Source organism: Providencia sp. NPDC089933 (assembly GCF_049545585.1).
GTDB lineage: Bacteria > Pseudomonadota > Gammaproteobacteria > Enterobacterales > Enterobacteriaceae > Providencia > Providencia huashanensis.
Genome location: NZ_JBMWDT010000001.1, coordinates 102702 through 120720, shown reverse-complemented (window position 1 = coordinate 120720; position 18019 = coordinate 102702). Strand labels below are relative to the sequence as shown.

At 42.8% G+C, this 18019-nt stretch carries 23 protein-coding genes and 1 pseudogene; 3 read left to right on the top strand and 21 right to left on the bottom strand.

All coding sequences use genetic code 11. The annotated features are described in order from the left end of the window. Positions 1–147 precede the first annotated feature (147 nt). Entirely contained in the window at positions 148–741 is a 594-nt protein-coding gene (locus ACPEH5_RS00615) for a LuxR C-terminal-related transcriptional regulator (protein WP_281111205.1), read from the top strand. A gap of 35 nt (positions 742–776) precedes the next feature. On the opposite strand, the gene ACPEH5_RS00610 is transcribed toward ACPEH5_RS00615, so the two are convergent. Beyond that, positions 777–1820: a rhodanese-related sulfurtransferase gene (locus ACPEH5_RS00610; RefSeq protein ID WP_131680686.1), complete on the bottom strand. Its 1044-nt coding sequence runs from the start codon at positions 1818–1820 to the stop codon at positions 777–779. A gap of 278 nt (positions 1821–2098) precedes the next feature. Between ACPEH5_RS00610 and ACPEH5_RS00605 the strand changes: the two genes are divergently transcribed. Next, a complete protein-coding gene (locus ACPEH5_RS00605; RefSeq protein ID WP_281111206.1) occupies positions 2099–2467 on the top strand; it encodes a hypothetical protein in 369 nt (122 codons plus the stop codon). After that, positions 2464–2739, top strand: coding sequence for a hypothetical protein (locus ACPEH5_RS00600; RefSeq protein ID WP_281111207.1), 276 nt, complete (start codon positions 2464–2466; stop codon positions 2737–2739). The genes ACPEH5_RS00605 and ACPEH5_RS00600 overlap by 4 nt, the downstream gene beginning before the upstream one ends. Before the next feature lie 240 nt (positions 2740–2979). Here the strand turns inward: ACPEH5_RS00600 and ACPEH5_RS00595 are convergent, their stop codons facing one another. The 20 genes and pseudogenes from ACPEH5_RS00595 to ACPEH5_RS00500 form a co-directional block, all read right to left on the bottom strand. Then, on the bottom strand, positions 2980–4437 hold the full coding sequence (locus tag ACPEH5_RS00595) for a hypothetical protein (protein ID WP_281111208.1): 1458 nt from the start codon (positions 4435–4437) through the stop codon (positions 2980–2982). A 21-nt stretch (positions 4438–4458) separates the two neighbouring features. Beyond that, complete coding sequence (locus tag ACPEH5_RS00590; RefSeq protein WP_154634686.1) at positions 4459–4650, bottom strand: ogr/Delta-like zinc finger family protein; 192 nt, start codon at positions 4648–4650, stop codon at positions 4459–4461. Positions 4651–4734: 84 nt separating this feature from the next. After that, positions 4735–5856: a phage late control D family protein gene (locus ACPEH5_RS00585; RefSeq protein WP_423727009.1), complete on the bottom strand. Its 1122-nt coding sequence runs from the start codon at positions 5854–5856 to the stop codon at positions 4735–4737. Then, on the bottom strand, positions 5853–6320 hold the full coding sequence (locus ACPEH5_RS00580; protein ID WP_195848988.1) for a phage tail protein: 468 nt from the start codon (positions 6318–6320) through the stop codon (positions 5853–5855). The genes ACPEH5_RS00585 and ACPEH5_RS00580 overlap by 4 nt, the downstream gene beginning before the upstream one ends. Before the next feature lies 1 nt (position 6321). Further along, positions 6322–9132 carry a phage tail tape measure protein gene (locus ACPEH5_RS00575; RefSeq protein ID WP_281111209.1) on the bottom strand — a complete coding sequence of 937 codons (2811 nt, stop codon included), beginning with the start codon at positions 9130–9132 and terminating at the stop codon, positions 6322–6324. Beyond that, positions 9125–9193, bottom strand: coding sequence for a GpE family phage tail protein (locus tag ACPEH5_RS00570; protein WP_336297980.1), 69 nt, complete (start codon positions 9191–9193; stop codon positions 9125–9127). Before ACPEH5_RS00570 ends, ACPEH5_RS00575 begins: the two co-directional genes overlap by 8 nt. 65 nt (positions 9194–9258) lie before the next feature. Further along, positions 9259–9567 carry a phage tail assembly protein gene (locus ACPEH5_RS00565; protein ID WP_154637559.1) on the bottom strand — a complete coding sequence of 103 codons (309 nt, stop codon included), beginning with the start codon at positions 9565–9567 and terminating at the stop codon, positions 9259–9261. An 11-nt stretch (positions 9568–9578) separates the two neighbouring features. Continuing rightward, entirely contained in the window at positions 9579–10094 is a 516-nt protein-coding gene (locus tag ACPEH5_RS00560; protein WP_281111210.1) for a phage major tail tube protein, read from the bottom strand. A 2-nt stretch (positions 10095–10096) separates the two neighbouring features. Further along, positions 10097–11269, bottom strand: a complete 1173-nt coding sequence (locus tag ACPEH5_RS00555; protein ID WP_281111211.1) for a phage tail sheath protein — start codon at positions 11267–11269, stop codon at positions 10097–10099. A gap of 112 nt (positions 11270–11381) precedes the next feature. After that, positions 11382–11768 (bottom strand): tail fiber assembly protein, encoded by a 387-nt coding sequence (locus tag ACPEH5_RS00550; protein ID WP_281111212.1) that lies wholly within the window; start codon positions 11766–11768, stop codon positions 11382–11384. Next, positions 11769–13283 (bottom strand): phage tail protein, encoded by a 1515-nt coding sequence (locus tag ACPEH5_RS00545; protein ID WP_281111213.1) that lies wholly within the window; start codon positions 13281–13283, stop codon positions 11769–11771. Beyond that, complete coding sequence (locus ACPEH5_RS00540) at positions 13280–13891, bottom strand: phage tail protein I (protein WP_281111214.1); 612 nt, start codon at positions 13889–13891, stop codon at positions 13280–13282. The genes ACPEH5_RS00545 and ACPEH5_RS00540 overlap by 4 nt, the downstream gene beginning before the upstream one ends. Further along, complete coding sequence (locus tag ACPEH5_RS00535; protein WP_281111215.1) at positions 13884–14792, bottom strand: baseplate assembly protein; 909 nt, start codon at positions 14790–14792, stop codon at positions 13884–13886. The genes ACPEH5_RS00540 and ACPEH5_RS00535 overlap by 8 nt, the downstream gene beginning before the upstream one ends. A 2-nt stretch (positions 14793–14794) precedes the next feature. Continuing rightward, a complete protein-coding gene (locus ACPEH5_RS00530; RefSeq protein WP_154637552.1) occupies positions 14795–15136 on the bottom strand; it encodes a GPW/gp25 family protein in 342 nt (113 codons plus the stop codon). Further along, a pseudogene (locus ACPEH5_RS00525) lies at positions 15133–15649 on the bottom strand (phage baseplate assembly protein V). The gene ACPEH5_RS00530 and the pseudogene ACPEH5_RS00525 overlap by 4 nt, the downstream one beginning before the upstream one ends. Positions 15650–15718: 69 nt before the next feature. After that, positions 15719–16333, bottom strand: coding sequence for a phage virion morphogenesis protein (locus ACPEH5_RS00520; RefSeq protein ID WP_281111216.1), 615 nt, complete (start codon positions 16331–16333; stop codon positions 15719–15721). Continuing rightward, on the bottom strand, positions 16326–16757 hold the full coding sequence (locus ACPEH5_RS00515) for a phage tail protein (protein ID WP_281111217.1): 432 nt from the start codon (positions 16755–16757) through the stop codon (positions 16326–16328). The genes ACPEH5_RS00520 and ACPEH5_RS00515 overlap by 8 nt, the downstream gene beginning before the upstream one ends. Beyond that, the gene (locus ACPEH5_RS00510) at positions 16735–17280 is read right to left on the bottom strand and encodes a DUF2570 domain-containing protein (RefSeq protein WP_281111218.1); all 546 of its coding nucleotides are present in this window, start codon (positions 17278–17280) and stop codon (positions 16735–16737) included. The genes ACPEH5_RS00515 and ACPEH5_RS00510 overlap by 23 nt, the downstream gene beginning before the upstream one ends. Further along, the gene (locus ACPEH5_RS00505) at positions 17277–17681 is read right to left on the bottom strand and encodes a structural protein (RefSeq protein ID WP_281111219.1); all 405 of its coding nucleotides are present in this window, start codon (positions 17679–17681) and stop codon (positions 17277–17279) included. Before ACPEH5_RS00505 ends, ACPEH5_RS00510 begins: the two co-directional genes overlap by 4 nt. After that, positions 17682–17996: a phage holin, lambda family gene (locus ACPEH5_RS00500; RefSeq protein WP_281111220.1), complete on the bottom strand. Its 315-nt coding sequence runs from the start codon at positions 17994–17996 to the stop codon at positions 17682–17684. Positions 17997–18019: the final 23 nt, after the last annotated feature.

The window sequence follows — 18019 nt, the reverse complement described above, 5'->3', positions numbered from 1 at the left end:
TATATATTTATATATAACTACTTGTACCTTTTTAACTAAATAACAATTGTAAATAAAAACACTATTTACTATTTTTATTAATCCTCGGTTGACTTCACTAGCAATTCCCATTTATTGTAAGACTCTTTTCGAACAAGGATGTTCCCGATGCGAATATTAGTTATTGATGAATGTTATTACACTAGACTTGGCATTACTGAATATTTATCTAAAAATGAAAAATTAGAATTTATTAGTACAGGTTGTATTAAGGAAGCTATCAGGTTTATAAATGAATTCACGCCAAGTATTGTATTGGCTAATTTAACTTATTATTGTCATTACTCTAATTACTGTCCAGTATTACAAGATCTATTAAATAGAAAAAATAATATTAGGTTTTATATTTATATAAATGCCCCTTACCCACAAACAGCCAACCCATTGTTATTAAAGGATAACTATTTCATTCTATCCAAAAATATTATTACCCAAACCCTTGATAAAGTGATTCGAGAACACGAACAAATAGAACATATCACGAAGCTCGCTAATAATATAGATTCATCCATCTTCACTGCAAAAGAACAAAACATTATTAATAACTGGATGAATGAAACACCTAATCATATTATCTCAAGGAAACTAGGGATTAGTAATAGCACGGTTTATTCACAGAAAAGACATATCACTTCGAAAGTATTTGTAAAAAACAGAATTGAATTATTTTTTATCTATAATGTATTTAAATATTTATATTAAGAGAGAGCCCTAATTAAAGGGCTTTCTTATTATCGTTATTCTTTATTTAATAAGCCATCTGATAAACGATGACGCGATTTATTAAAAATCTTATTGCTGACTTCACGGCCTGCACGGCGAGCACGTTGTTCTTGCTCTGGGAGTTTCATTTCCTCAGTACAAGAAATACTACAGCAACCCTCGTATTTTTCTGCACAGCTAGGGCATTGGATAAACAACAAGTGGCAACCATCATTATTGCAATTAGTATGAGTATCACATGGTGCACCACACTGGTGGCATTGGGCTAAAGTATCATCCGTAATGCGCTCTCCCATACGGTTGTCGAACACAAAGTTTTTCCCTTTAAAACGTAATGGTAAACCTTGTTCCTTTGCTTTACGTGCATACTCAATAACGCCACCTTCAACATGGTATACATTTTTAAAGCCATTATGCAGCATATATGCACTGGCTTTTTCACAGCGAATCCCCCCAGTGCAATACATGACAACATTTTTATCTTTTTGCTCTTGCAGCATTTCCACTGCCATCGGCAGTTGTTCCCTAAAAGTATCTGATGGAATTTCAATTGCATTATCAAAACGACCCACTTCATATTCGTAATGATTACGCATATCAACGAATACCGTGTTTGGATCGTCAATCATTTCATTCACTTCGTGAGCTTTCAGATATTGCCCTGTATTCGCTGGGTTAAAGGTTTCATCTTCGATGCCATCTGCCACCACGCGATCACGTACTTTCATGCGTAACACCCAGAAAGACTTACCGTCATCGTCAATCGCAATATTTAAACGCAGGTTATTTAGTGCGGTATCAGTGGAATATATCAGTTCGCGCAAAGCATCAACATTAGATTCAGGCACACTGATTTGTGCATTCACCCCTTCTTTCGCAATGTAGACACGCCCAAAAACACTCAGCGCTGTAAACTGTTGATACCATTCATTGCGAAACGCCACTGGGTCTTGAATATTAAAATATTTATAAAAAGAAATTGTGGTACGTGGCTCTGTTTCCGCCAACATGCGTTCTTTTAATATTTTATTTGAAATTTGGTTATGTAACACTGGCATGGTGTTCTCTTTTCCTTTGTAACTAGTTAATATTTAAAGCATAAAATCATGTAGTGTCCACAGAGTGTCCACACTCGACCATTATCAAATATTATCGCTGTTATTTTGTTAATAAAAAACCCCTAATGTTAAGGGGTTTTTATCATCAATTCGTTGTAATTGTCTTTATCCGCCTATAGCTGCTTATATCTCCTTGATGTAGTAATATGAAATAATCATATTTTGCATAAATCTAACAAAGCCAATTTGTTGGTAATGCTTAAAAAGTGGAGTACATAATGGATCAGCAAGAATCACAGAAAAAACAATATAAATTATTTATTGAAAGATTAAAGACAATTACAAGCCAACAATTTTTAGATTTCTTAGACGAAAAGAAAGTTAATACTGTTTGTGCAATGTGTGGTCATGACGGAGAACAGATTGTTGATGAGACAGGCCACACAACCTTAGAAGATGTCCAAAAAGGTAATCCACCTAATTCCTTTGTCACGTTTTACCATCATCAACCTGCAATTCCTGGAGATAGCGATATTAATTATTATTATAAGCTGACTTGCTCTCATTGTGGTTTTATCACAACTCATAGTGTTAGGAATGTCTTGATTTGGTTGGACTCGAAATCAGGTGGAGATAATTCTAAATGAGTGACTTACTGCATTCCACAGGATATAGTTTTAACCAACTGCAGGTACAAGTAAGACGTAGCAATCAAGCGGAGGATCATGATATGCATGTACGAATTGCTAAGATTGAATCTGACATTTCATATATTAAACGTGATATTAGCGATATAAAAGATGATTTAAAAGAATTAAAAAAAGATGCGAAAATAGATTTTCGTCTATTTTTTGGGTCACTCATCGCTGTAGCATTAGGCCTAGCTGGTTTAATGGCTAAAGGTTTTGGTTGGTTATAAATTTCCTATTATGTAAAATTCCGTCTCAAATGAACAGCCCCTATGAAGGGGGCTTTTTTTTGCCTCTAATTTACTGTTTTATAAATGGATTTATAAGACAACATCCACATATCATCCACGATGTAACCCACCTTTAATTTTAGCCCCTCTTCATGAGGGGCTAAAATTACTTTATTGCCACAAAGAGGCAATCTGATACTTTGAAGAATATTAAAAATATTGATTATTCCAACTTAATAATTACGTTCTGCTACGTTTCCTTGCTTTTTTTAATTTTCTTTGAGCTTTATTCTTTTCTGTACTCTTTTTTTTATCATACTCTTTTTTTAAGTCACTCATTTTGTAAGACCAGTCAATGAGATTATCAGGGTATTGTTGATCAAATATAATTCTAGTCTCATAACCAATACCGATGAAACTACTTTCATTTTCTACGCATGAAGCAATACCTTTCCCATTAATGGAAAGCATATTTGTTGTATCAATGATTTCTGGAGGAAAATTCAAAATCTTATAAAGTTTCGGATATTTTTTGTTTGCTCTATCTACAAATAGCTTTTGATCAAAACAAAGTACTACAATTAAATTACCATCAATGATATCCAAGAGTAATTTATCTGGTAAATTGAGGCTAAAGAACGGGCGAGATAGCGGATCAGAGAAGCTATCCAGTATATTGAAAATTCTACCGGAAATCTTACCCCCATCCATCCACCCATTAAACCCTATAAATCCCATGTTGGCATTACTATATGCACCAATAAATAGACATTCATTAATGTCGGTAATAGCCCATGATTTTCCATTATAGACCTTATTCCAGAGTCCTATTATTTTATCTGTGTAAAAATCAGGTTGAAAATTTTTATCTAATATTTTGACTGGGGACTGAAATAAGTTGTCAAATCCAGAGCCTGTACTGATAGCTTCGATGACATTTCGCCCCCTTTCTACCTGACGTTTGGTTCTTTGGTAGTGTTTAAGATCTTTCTTGTCAAACCCTTTAGTATATTCCTCTTCAAAATGATTACATTCACTCATAACTGCAAATTTAGCAGCCTTGGAAAACTCAATGTTTTTTTTCCCACTCTTAAGCTCTATTAGAGCAATACCTTTATTAGGAATCAATGCAAGTAAATCACCAGTATGTACAAATGTCGTTATATCAGTAATTATAGCAATCGCCATTGGGTCAGCATTGATTTCATTTGCACTCGCCATTGAATCATTTATATTAAACGCTGACAAATTATCTGGATTTCCATTTATTGGAAGCCGTCTTATGGCCGAGTGCTCATTATTTAGTAACATCCATACTATTGAATCAATGCATTTACGTAGAATAATTATCTCTGACTTAATATTTTTAACATTCCTTATACATTGATTTTTCGTTTCATAGTCTTTACTTGAATGAGCTAATTTTTTTTCTTTTTCCAGCTCTTGAATACGGGTAAGCTTAACTATCAACTCATCAGCAATTATCTGTTGAGCTTGTTTCCATCCACTTAATAAACGTTTAAAATCTTCTATAGGCTCTATTTTTATATTTTTTGAATTATCATCAACTCCATGCCTAATTAACACCATTAGTTTTTTTATAAGCTCTTTGAATTCTGGAGAGCGCCACTCCCATAAATTAATAAACGGTCTATACTTCCGTTTCATATCTTCTTTGTTTTCGTTTGAATCTACCATATTACTTATTCCTTGTATGACCTATCTAGTATGTAACAAGACTGAATCCACTTTCGTAGGCTTAACAATAAATCGTGAAACGGATTCATGGCTGATGAATGTTGCACTGCAATTAACATTCTGGCACTGATTGTGATTTTCTTTGGTTTCGTTAGTGATATAACGTGAAGTACGAATACGGGCAAGCTCGCCGCAAAGAGGACATTTCATCATGATTCGGTTACCTTTTTCATGATGTTGATATTACGTATATTGTACTGACACTTTATACAGTAGTCATTACTTTTTCTTTATTTTTCATTCACTCATTTCAAGGCTTGATACTTTAACTTCAAGCTCAAGTGAGGATGTGTACCCACTGTCATTTAATGAGTGAGAAACTCGCGTTAATATCCACTCTGCACCATCAATTTCAGGCTTAAACCCCTGCACCTTAACTGGCATTTCGGGGTAGATATCAGCCCTCCCCTTTGCAAGCTGTATTGAAAATGAAGCAACTCCACGCTGCATCTTTTCCCATGCTGCCTTTGCGGCCCGTTCCGCATTGCTCTTGTTCGCGTAGGTATGCGAAAGCGTTAATGTGTTCCCCTCTTCGCCGACAAGATAATCCCCTTGCGGCTCATCCACCTTAGTTTTAGCTGGCTCATCCTTTTTTGCCGACTCTTTCTTTTTAGTTTTTCGCTTACGCTTTACTTTGACTTCATCTTTTTGTTTTGGCTTCCGTGTATTTAACCAACTTGCGACTACGCCGGTATATGCCCCGCGATCAGCGAGTGTAAACCGGTAACTATCCCCAATCTCTCGCGTTAACAGCAAAGGCGGGATAGGCTTTCCGCTTGCCGTTTTTCCACTCCCCTGCGGCATAAATAATAACTGACCATTCTTAATGGCAGCAATAGCCCCCTCTTGCTGCCCTAATCTAGCCAAAAAAGAGCCGTCAGACTCATTGGTTTGGTCAATGTGCTTAAGTGTTATTTGGGCTAATCGGCTCTCAATGACTGGCTCAACATTGTTACGCGCAGCAATTGTTTTGATAATGTCGCCCAATGTTTTATCGTGATATGACATTTCACGCTTAACATTGAGTGTCGATCTAAAATCCGCGCTGCGGCCACGAATAGCAATTTTATCCGGCGCGCCGCTGTATTCAATTTCATCAACCGTGAATTTCCCTTTAAAAATTAACGGCTCATTTTTCCAGCCTATATGAATTGATAATTCCTCGCCCCGCTTAGGTAGCATCATTTTTCCATCGGCATCGTCGATTTCGATATCAAGCTGGTCGGCTTCAAATCCCCGATTATCAGTCAGGTTCAGCGAAATTAATCGCCCTTGTAGTCGCTCGTTGATATTCACCGTTCCGGCGGTAATGACATATTGCGGCACCGACTCAAAGCCAGTTAGAAAAAAATCACTCACCCTAGCATTCCCCCAATCCCATTACTGACTGCATCCATGACAGAGTTTAACTGCTCATTAAGATTACCGAACATCTCAGAGAGTGACTCATCAACCCGCTTTATTGTTAGCGTAAACTCGATTTTTCTGGCTGCGCTATCTTCAAAAAAATCGCTTTTATTCTCGCTTAAGCTTTCAATGACATACATCCCGTAAATAGTGCCATCACCACCAATAAACGACCATGCCTTGCCCGTCTCAGCCATAATCTGTAAGGCTAACAGCGAAAACTTCCCGCCAGTTAATTCAGGGTATAACGTACCTGACAAAGTAATCGGGTCATTCGATGGCCCCAAAAACTGATAGCTTGGGCGCTTACCGATACGATTGTGATAACCAAATCGGAATTGGTGCTCTCGCTGCATTCCTTGAAATGGGGTTGTTCTCAACTCAAAGACGAACAACCCTAACGCTGCCATTGCCATATTAATAACCCTCGCTATCACGGTATTGGCTACGCTGTGCCGCTTTTTGCTTCCGATAATACGCGTCAATTTGTCGTGCGACTTCCTGCCCGATATCCTGCGCAGATTGGTTCGGTTGTGGGTAAATATTAATGATTGGCGCTGGAATTGGCTGACTTGGCTGCACCGCCGTTTTAGCGCCTGAATTCACCGCATACGGATGGATAGGCTTTGCACTCACCGGCTCAGCTAATGATCCTAGCGTCATTGCTGCAGCCATTGCCATGGCTGCCGTATTTCTTCGGCTGGTCACGCGAGCAGGGCCCTCGACAATTTCTGCGCCCCGTTCACCAACAATGCCAAATTGCCCACGCGGAATAACGCCGCCGCTATCAAACATACCTGCACTTTTCATCCCCGCCTGTACGACGGTCAATTGATTCATTGCGCGTACATTTTTAGTTTCATCCGACAGCATCCAATTCGGCAAGAGGTCAGTGGCCATTTTTTTAATTTCAGCAAATTGGGCTTTCAGTGACTCCCACTTTTCCAGAATTCCGTTTTTAAGACTATCAATAATCTGTCCGCCGATTTGCTGGAAATATGCCGGTAAATTAGTGACGTCATTAATAATTTCATTCCATTTATCTGAAATGGTCTTTTTAATCAGCGCCCACATATTAACCGTTGTCGTAACAATGCTATTCCAGTGCTGGTAAATCAGCCCAACGATAGTCCAATTGAGAATATACGATTTTAAGCCCTCCCAGAATGCGTTAAACACCTTGGTCACGCTTTCCCATAAGGACTGGCTATATCCTACAATCCCGTTCCATACTTTAATAATGGGATCTATAGTCCATTTCATGATAAATGACTGAATCCAATTCCATGCGTCAGAAAAAATCTGAGAAACTAACGCCCACAACCCTTTAAAGAATGGCGCAATATCATCCCAATATTTGTAAATGAGATATGCTGCTGCCGCAATCGCTGTAATGATTAAGATAATCGGGTTTGCTAACAATGCTTTTCCCAGCATCATAAATGCTGCACCGACCAACTTAATCGGCTTAATCAACAATGATAAGAATCCGCTTCCCTTAATCCCCAATACCGACAAGCTAAACTTCGCCATCGCGAGTGGCCCAATCATTGCCGCAATCATGAGCGAAATACCACCGCCCACGGCGAGCACGGCGCCTAACCCCAAAGTGATCATGGTGATTTGTTTTACTAGCTCAGGGTTTTTCTTTGCCCATTCACCGAATTGGCCAATTAACCCTGTGACTTGCTGCGCAATGCTTCTTAATGGACTGTCTGCACCGCCAAACACCTGAATACCGACATCTTCATACGCGGAGGTTAAATTTTTCAAATCACCATCAAGGTTATCGGTCATGGTTTTAGCCACTTTTTCGGCTTCACCTTTTGCGGCTTTGATTTCTGCAATCATGGATTGCAACTGCCCTAAACCCGCTTGATCGGCAAGAACAGACAGCGCTGAGAACGCCTCCTCTCCCGCAATATGTTTGAACAGCCCTGCTCGTTGTGCGGTACCCATTTTCTTGGTTTTCTTATCCAACTCTTCAAGAATGGCGGGAAACTCGCGTAAGTTTCCTTTTGCATCGCGGGTTTTGATACCCAACTTTGTGAGTGCCTCAGCGGCTTGTTTTGGCGGCTCAGCTAAACGCCCCAGAATAGATCGCAAACTGGTACCCGCCATTGAGCCTTGAATACCTGCATCACCCAACTTACCTGCTGCAACGGCTGCCGTTTCTAAATCAACCCCCAACCCTGATGCTACCGGCGCAACATATTTCATGGTATCGCCGAGCATGTTTAAGTTGACGTTAGAGCGTGTAAACGTGGCGACTAACGTGTCGCTCACGCGGTTCATTTCACCGGAATCAAGTTTAAAGCCGGTTAAAATGTTAGAGCCGATATCTGCCGTCGTTGCCAAATCAATATCGCCGGCTAACGACATTGACAGCGTACCTTTCATGGCATTTTTAATTTGCTCTGGCTTGAAGCCTGCCATTGCATAGAACGCTTGCCCTTGTGCCACTTCATTGGCGGTAAATGCTGTCGTCGCCCCCAAGTCACGCGCTTGGGTTCCGAGCATCTTATAATCAGCCGAATCTTTATCTAAGCGCGTCAATGCCTGTACTTTTGACATGCCGATTTCAAAATCATAGCCGGGTGCCAGCACTTTTTTAGCGGCATATCCCATGCCCACACCGGTGGCAGTCATTGCCGCCCCCGACCCCGCAATTTTGTTCCGCGTGTCCATTGCAGATTGATAGCTATTTCTGGCACTCGACATGCGCCGCTCTTGCTCAGCACTGCGCTTTAATTGCTGCTCTTGCCGCTGTAATTGCTGAGTTGTCCTAGCAATGTCGCTGTTTAATCGCCGCTGCGCCTGCCCGAGTTGATTCGTTGAAATACCACTCGCTTGCAGTTCGCTCCGCTGCCTCTGGACAGATTGCTGTAATTCCCCATATTTATTTTTTAATTGTGAGGCTTCTCGCTGCGCTTTTCTTAACGCATCGGCTTGCTTTCTAGTGGGGTTTTCTGTTGCGCTCAGTTCACGGGCTAACGCTGACGCACGTTGAGTGGCAGCTTGGTAAGCCTGCTGAGTTTCATTGAGTTGTTGTTTGACTTTGCGAAACCCCTCAATCTGTCCAGCCTGTTGATTGAGGGTTTTTAATGCATCACGAGATTGGCGGATAGCTTCCGCCAGTTTTTTGTTAGACTCTTGCGCGCTGCGAAATGGCTTTGTCAATTTATCGACAGCATTTAGCACGACTTGTAAACGTAGGTTTTTACTCATCACCGTGTCCGCTTCGTTTGTAAGCGCGATAACGCCATTCTAATAATTCGATGAGGCTCATTTCGGCGGTTGCCGACGGTTGCCAATGAAAAATGGTGGCAATATCTGCCACCAAATCATCAACGGTTAATCGTTCTGGTAGTCCGTGCGCATCGAGTTCGGTAGCAAAAAATTAACCACCTCAATCGAAAGCAGAACCAGATCAGCGGGGTTCATTGCCATGATTTCAGGCTTAGTCAGCGTGGGGGATGTGATACGCGGCAACACTTCTGACATAGATAATACGTCCATATCCATCAAAGCCTGTAAACGCACACCACGTAATGCACCGGTGTTCGGCTTACGCACGACAACTTCGGTAAGTTCTGTTTCACCGCGTTTAATTGGTTCATCCAGTTTTACAGTGGCTTGATTTTTTTTCATTTCATCAGTCATTTTATTTTCCATTACAGCCCAATAGCCGCGCGTTGTTCAGCAAAACGATCAACACCGTCCACGATTTCAACCATGTTGATAATGTCAATTTCGATAATCGACTCACCACCCCAGATCAGCTTGTAGTACATCGATTTAAAGCTGAATTTAACTTGGGTGTTATCACCCTGTTTTGCCGTTCCCGCATCAATCTCAGAAAGGAAACCGCGTAATTCGACCTCACAGGCTGTCACCTCACCGGTATCTTCTCGTTGGTAAGCACCGGCAAAACGTAACGTCACACCATCAATTTCAGTGATACCCCACTGTTTATAGATTTGCGCTTCCATCCCGCCTAACGTGATTTCGCTATCGAGAGCGCCATCATCTAACCCCATGCGGATATTAACGGCGCCATTCATTCCGCCGCCGCGATAGGTTTCTAACTTTCGGGTGATTTTCGGTAATGTCATTTCTTCGACAATGCCGACCCAATTTTGTCCCTCATTAAAGAGGTTCATACTTTTTAATTTACGTGGTAAAGCCATGATTACCCCTTAATCTTTGATGAGAAGTCCATCAAATATTTATCAGTGATACGCTGACGTAATGTGATGTTTTCCGCAGGTGGTACCGGTGTGTAGTCATAATCAATCACTAACTTACCGTCTTTTAATTCGTCCTTATCATTAGCATCAGGATCAAACCAACACTCACCACCTAAGAGATAACCATTGCGAGTTAGTGAACGCATTTTCGCGTTAATGCCTGAAATGATGAATTTTACCAGCGTTGGTGTCATTGGTTTATCAACTGCCCACATGTGCGCTTCCGCCATCGTGTCAGCAATGATTTGTGCAGTTCGCGTGTAGTTCTCGAATGCAAATAGCGGATCATCGGAGCAAGTGCGAGAACCCCAAAAGCGAAAACCATCCTCACGAATCAGAGTGGTAATATCGTTTTCGTTGAGTAAGCCGGCATCAGTGGCAGGGTTTTGCAAATCCCACGAAATATCGGCTGAAATACCTGTTACACCGTTAACACCTACGTTAGATAGCGTCTTATGCCAGCCAGTTTCCTGATCGATTTTTGCACGCAGCCCTAATGCTCGCGCCGTGGCAAAGGCGATAGATTCACCGTTGGCAACTTTGTCCCATGATAAAAAATCAGGGTGGATGATCATTAATTCGCGCTGATTAAAGTTTTTGCGGTAGTCCAATACCTCTGACACCGTTTTACAGCCGTAGGCACTAACATAAGCAAAGGCGCGCAGCTCTTGTGCAATGGCCGCTAACTTGGTCGCAACTGCCTGCGTGTCATGACCCGGCACACCGAGAATGCGAGGCTTAACGCCAGTATGATTTTTGGCAGTAAGCAATGCCTGCAATCCCGTTTTTTGTCCGGTATCGGTAGTTCCACCAATAATATTGGTTGTGGTCTCGGCTTCGGTTTCCCCTTGCTCTACGCGCACAACGACAGTAATCGGAGACGTTTGGTCGCCAATCGCTTCTAACGCATGGGAAAGCGTTCCGGTTTTACCGGCTTTGCCTAATGCACTTTTAATATTAGTAATAAGCACAGGCTTATTAAGTGGAAATGCGGTTACATCAGCATCATCAGCGGTACACACCATGCCGACAATTGCGGTGCTAATAGTTCGAATAGGGCGTGTTCCGTCGTTGACTTCAACAGTGCGGACGCCGTGATGGTAATCTTGTGCCATAAAAGAAGCTCCTTTTTGTGGTAGCTTCTATGGTGTTATTGATATTTCGCGTTGTCGCGGGGTGGGTGTTGTATCGCGGAGTTGTACAACAAAGGGGCAATAGCCCCCTTGGTCATTCTGGCTTGATGCCCCAGTCAACATCAGGGGCTTGTGAAGTATCAGCATCAGCAATTTTGACGCTGTAAATTTCCCATGCAGTCAGTAGTTCTTTTTCTTCATCAGTTGCTATGCCTAAGCGTATTTTTCGTTCAAGAATAATAATTCTCTGCTCAGCTTCATCTAGCAATTCTCTCTTATCCTGTTCCGCTTTTTCGATATGTCTAGCATTATCGTGCGAGTAACAACAATCGCCATTATCATTCACGTAAAATTTGATATCAGCCAAATCTTCAAATTCACCATCAAATTCGACTTGATAAAAATTACTGATCTCTTTTTTAATCGGCTCCGGAATGATTTGAAATACATTTAAATTTCTTTTATTAACAAATACAATCATTTAAACCCTCGCTCTCACTGTTACTTTTCGAGGCGCTCCCCCGTTTGCACTATAAACACACCTTAATGTTTTCCCTCCTCCTTCTAACCGAATTCTCAAATACCCTGACGCGCCTGAATTTGCCGCAATCAATATATTATCATCAGGGATAAACGCAGGTGTTGATGGCATTCCGTCTTTATCTTCACAGTAAAACCAACATCCGCGATAATCAGCAGGCAATGAGATAGCTTGACCATCTCCCATCGGAGACCCAGAGTAAACAACTTTTAACGCAAACAACCCGATATTTCCACGCGGTTCATAACGAGCATCCCCCTGTTGTTGTGTCATTCCACCAACATCACCCGCACTCAAAGTAATATCCGCAGTTAAAGGTTTTCCATTTACTTTCCTACCACTTGGCACTCGACCATTCGCATTATTATTGGCATTAGTTGCTGCGGTATTGGCAGCATTGGCTGTTGCCTGTGCATCTGTACCGGCTTTTTTCGCATCAGCAACTTTGGTGTCGGTTTCTGCCTTGGTGTAAGCGCCAACATCACCCGCTGTCAGTGAGATATCTGCACTTAGCGGTTTGTTATTCACTTTTCGTGTACTAGGCACTCGACCATTCGCATTATTATTAGCATTAGTTGCTGCAGTATTGGCAGCATTAGCTGTTGCCTGTGCATCTGTTCCCGCTTTTTTAGCATCAGCAACTTTGGTGTCCGTTTCTGACTTGGTGTAAGCACCGACATCACCTGCTGTCAGTGAGATATCTGTACTTAACGGCTTGTTATTCACCTTTCGCGTACTAGGCACTCGACCATTAGCATTATTATTGGCATTCGTTGCAGCGGTATTGGCAGCATTGGCTGTTGCCTGTGCATCTGTACCGGCTTTCTTCGCATCAGCAACTTTGGTGTCCGTTTCTACTTTTGTGTACGAACCTACATCACCTGAATTTAACGTGATATCTGTGCTTAATGGCTTACCATTCACTTTACGAGTTACTGGTACCGCGCCAACATCACTGGCTGTTAACGAACCAATACGCTTGTCTAAAACTTCAATAGCATCATCAACGTACTTACGGGTTGCTAATACCACTGTCGGATCAATTTTAAGCGTGACAGATTCGGTATGGCTGACAATGAGAACCACACGAATTGTTTGAGTTCGCCCCGACCCCTCGACTAAAAGCGGCTTATAGGTTTCTGGGCAGTTGGCAATAGCAACTAATGCCCCTGACTTATCAAACAGTCCAATTTCACGTATCCACCAACCACCCTCATTCTCAGGAATGACCTGTTCTGCAATGATTTGATTCGGGTTCAATGGATCAATAAACAGGGTATTAATCGCTGCCTTTCGACGTTCATTAATGAGTTTCGTTTGCTTGGTGTCCGGTGCCGGCAATGAGCCGCCACCATCCCCAACAGACATATGTGTTAATTCGATTTTTGTGCCGAGAGCTGTCGCCTCTGCAAGCACTTTCTCACCATAGGTAGTGAGTAATGCAAAATATTTCATTGTAGAGTAACCCTCATTTCATCAATAACATGGACTGCCGCCCCCGTGGAAATAGCACCACCGACGCTGATTACGTCTGGTGTATATGGATAAACCGTCAGCTCATCCCCGCCATAACTCGTCGCAGCACAAAAAATATTGCCTTTAGTTTCAAGTTGAATAGTTAGCCCGACAAGATGCCGGCTGGCTGGCTTTGCATCGAAAATAAGCGCCTCTAGTTCTCGATACATTTCCTCAGTAATGCCAGTTTCCAGCACTCCAATATCAAGACGAAACGTGCCGGCGGTTTCGTTGGTTTTCCACCACTCAATCACGCGGATCAAATAACCCAATGGCTCAACTACTCGGCGCAGCGCCCCGATTGTTCCCTTGTGTTTGTGAATAAACATCGCCGCTTTAATGGCGTCGCGTTTAGCTTTTTCTGTCCAGTTTTTATCCCACCGGTCAACACTGAATGCCCATGCCAGATACGGCAGCAAATGCACCGGACATTTATCAGGATTCCATAGAATACGAATAGGGATCGGCACCCGCTCTATTTGTGCCAACGCATTAGCCGCCGCAAGTTCTAGTGTTGATGATCCAGTCGGGAGTAATCGATCACTCATCAGAGCCACCCAACGACACATTAATACCGGTGCAAAAGCTGGCTTGTGTTTTATCTAACTTGATATCTGCAATGGGCTTTTTCAGCTCAACACGTTGCACACCTTGAACATGCAAGGCGGCATAAATCGCGCTCAGAACAATGTCACGCCCTAACCGGTGTTGCTGGGTTGTGTAACGAGCTAGCTGCTCTTCTGCTGCCGCAGTAATAGGCTCGTATTCAGGGGAGGGATAACAGTAAATAACCGCATCGATGTCATAATTAACAATCGTTGCTGACTGCACCGTGACACGGTCAGCAACAGGGCGCACATCTTCATCGTTTAAAGCCAGCTCTACTTTGTCAATTAAATCAGCCGGCGCGGTACCGTTCCCCTCTCTCGATAAAACAGTCACTGTCACACAGGCTGGTGATGGACTGATCACTGAGGCATCAGCAACGCGCCCATCGGCACTACGCGCATGATGCTCATAACTGCCAACTGGCCCCGCCACGCTCAGCCCCTCAAATGCACTGGGAATGCGTAATCTTAAATCAGCATCAGACTCATACACTGGCGGGATCGGCGGCACTGCATTAGCATCCCCCTCAGATAACATCAGCCGCTTAACATTATTGTTAGCCGCAAGCTGATCTAAATCAGCCCCCACAGCAAAAGCGACCATGCTCGCGCGAGCAGCTTCATTAATACGTTGACGTAATAAAAGCTCTCGATAGCAATTCTCTTGCAATAACTTGGTTAATGGCTCGGATTCAAGCGCCAACGTTCTCGCTATTGCAGGGCGTAATTCACTTGGCATCGCGTCAATCATTGAATTTTTACGCTCAATGAAAATCAACTCAAATTCCAAACTTTCAACCACATCCGGTGGCGGGAGTAAGCTTAAATCAATGGTCGCCATGATCACCTCACAGGAACAGAGAAACTGAACGCTTGTTCAGTTCCTGAAAAAACACCGCTCAACTCAATCACAATGCTGGCTGGCGTAGGTGTAGAAATGATTAGTTGCTGAATTTCAATGCGAGGCTCCCACAGCAAAAGCGCGGTGTAACACGCCGCCATCAGTCGCAGCCTTAACGCTTTATTGTCGGGTTGGTCTATCAACCTAAACAGCAATGAGCCATAGGAACGCCGAGCAATGCGGCTCCCAATGGGAGTGACTAAAATATCGCGAACAGACTGGCGAACATGGTCAATGTCGGTAATGCTTTGACCGGTAGCAGCGCTTAAACCGAGAAATCTCATTGAGGCTCTCCCGTTGTCTCACCACCTGAACGCACACCGCCATGCTGGTGCGAATGCAATGTAATACCATTGGATTTAATCGCGCCGCCGGTATGAGTAAAGTTGCCTGTCATTTCACCGCCCTCAGTTACATTTAATGTGGCGCACGTTAAGTTATTCGAACAAATCACCTTTGGTGTGGTTAGCTTGATTTGTTCGCTGGCATTCACAATGACCACTTTGGTTTTCGCACTGATTTGCTCGCTGGCTTCAATCGTTGCCGTCTTAATGCCCGTTGCTTTTAGCGCACCGGTTGCAGGCTCATATTCAATGACAGCACCATCGGAGTAGGTCACATGATTGGCAGTCAATGAATCGGTAGGCTCGCTGTATTCATCAGAAAAAAGCCCAACTAACACAAGGCCCGTAGTCAACTCGACACCCACGACGAATATCGACATCAATAATGACGCCGGTGCGGATCATGTTTCGGATGATGCGGAGCAGCTCCGCGTTATTGGCATTTGCATTCATGGCGATAGCCTGCCAGACAAAATGGCTGGAATGCATGGCTTCGCTGTTGTAATGCGGCGAATTACAACATCACGAGGCGAAATGATTAATGATCATGTTTTCAATGTGGCGGATGTCATCAACCGTAAAACCCAACAATTGACGCACAGGATATTGAATATCAAGGTTACGCAGTTTTTCTTTCATCCCATATTGATGAATAGCGGCAATGGCGGCGGCTGACGGCGCAAAGAAAATAGCGGCTTCATTGTCGCCGGCAAATATTCGCATATAGCGTGCTGTTGCTAATTTTTTAAACATCCGCGCTTGCTTACTCTTACCTTTGATTTTAACTCGGTCTTTTTTTACAGAGATAAATCGCTGGATATCCCCTTTTCTAAATGAACGCTGCGCCCCTTTGTCCACGTCAAATCCGGTAATGGTTTGCCTACCTTGGCGCCAGTTTTTAAGATTACGTTGCTGGCCTCGCCAGATAAAACGCATCTCACGCTGAACAGTAATAAACTGGGCTTTTCGCTGAGTAAATGGGCTACCATCAGGGTTTTTCTGCTCTCGAATACGTTTGATTTGTCGCTTTCGTAAATCGCGAACTAATACCCGAGAGAGTTTTTTCCTCTCTGCTGTTGAGGCTCTCGCTAAAAGCCCCGCAATTTCACTGTTTAACTCAGTCAGCGCATCATCCATACAACGAATTCCAGTCATAAGTTGGATCGGCTGGCTCGTTGACAGCTTCAACGTGATACTTGCCCTCTTTCATCGCAACAATCACACGCTCTGTCAGTTTTAAATCAATGCTGATATTGGCACTTTGACTATTGAGAATATCCGCTTCAAAACGAATACCGGTAGCCCGTTTATCAGGATTCGCGAGAATATCGGGCTGATGCTCTTTTAGCCATTCCAGCACCACGGCAAAAATAATATTTTGGTCATCAGGAAATGCCTCAATAATAATATTCAAGCTGTAGTTGTACTCGTAAGACAACGAGGGTTCGTAGGTGGCAATAATGCTGCCATCATCAACAAACAGATAGAGTTTTTCTGGGTTATCTTTTAGGTAGGGTATTTTTTGGCACAGCCGGTCTTTAATGCTGTTGAGCTTTTTCATTCTGACGCGCCTCCTCCGCCTGCTCTATCGCCATCAATTGTGTATTAGCCTGTTCGATATCGGTCAGTAACGCATCCACCCATACGGGTAAATCACAATAGGTTAGCGCCCTTCCGGCAGTGATGGCGGAATCGGCTGGGTCAGCGTTTTTGGTATCGGTACGCATTGCGATTCCACGTAATCGATACGTGTTGTTGAGCAGCCGGTCAGCAATGCCACGAGGCACAGGCAGATCACAGGTGGGGTCTTTTTGAATAATCGCTTTATATTCAATTTTTCTTTCCTCGGATGCAGCTCGTTGGTGTAATCCGTTTGATGAGGCACTTGATGCGATTTGATTAAAGCGCTGAAATTGAAATGATTTATCAACAATCATTTTATTTTGCAGCGCAATCGTGTGGTTTTTCTGCTCGTTATCAGTTTCCAGCCGCTTACGTAAAGCATCACTTTTATCCAAAGCAAAAGTGAGGCAGCCAATAATCATGATGCTGGCAACTGCTAATATAAGCGGCGTTTTACTCATAATAGGCTGTACGCTTTTTCAAACATGGCGTCATTGTATGGCTGTGAACCATTCTCATGCCGAATAATCGCCTTTGCTAACTTAATCACTGTCGCTTTATCACGAGGATCAATCACTTCATTCGTGGTGACGCCCAACATTTTTGCTACCCCATTGATATAGTTTTGCGTGACGTTCTCATTAGGCGGCGCCCAGCGGCTAATCATTTTACTGACCGTGTTAAATCCTTTTTTATGGTAGGTGCTCAATAATTTCATTAATGCACGGATGCCATACTCTGGGCTTTCGAAGCGGCAAAAACGCGGCTCGATAGCTTTATCCATTGGCAATTGCCCTTGCCATTTATTCGCAGGGTTATAATCAATATTTCCTGGGTTATTATTTCGAATTCCGCGTGTCACTTATTTATCTCCTAACCGCTTATTAATCATTCGGTGTGCAATCTCACGAATTTTTTCCACACCTAAAAAGCCAATCGCACCGCCAATCATGCCGGATGCACTATTTGGAAAACCAATAAACTCAGCACCGCTAAGCGCTGCCCATGATAACGCGCCACATAATAGGCATTCGGCCCACTTATTTTTTCGCGTATCCCCGTCATAAATCAGGCAGGCATAGCGAATAAAAATTGCCAATGCTACGCTGGATAATTGCGGTAATGCGTTTTTGACCATTTCGAAAATTTCTGCAAAGTGTTCTTTCATCGTTTTCATACCATCCCCCTATTGAGGGTGTT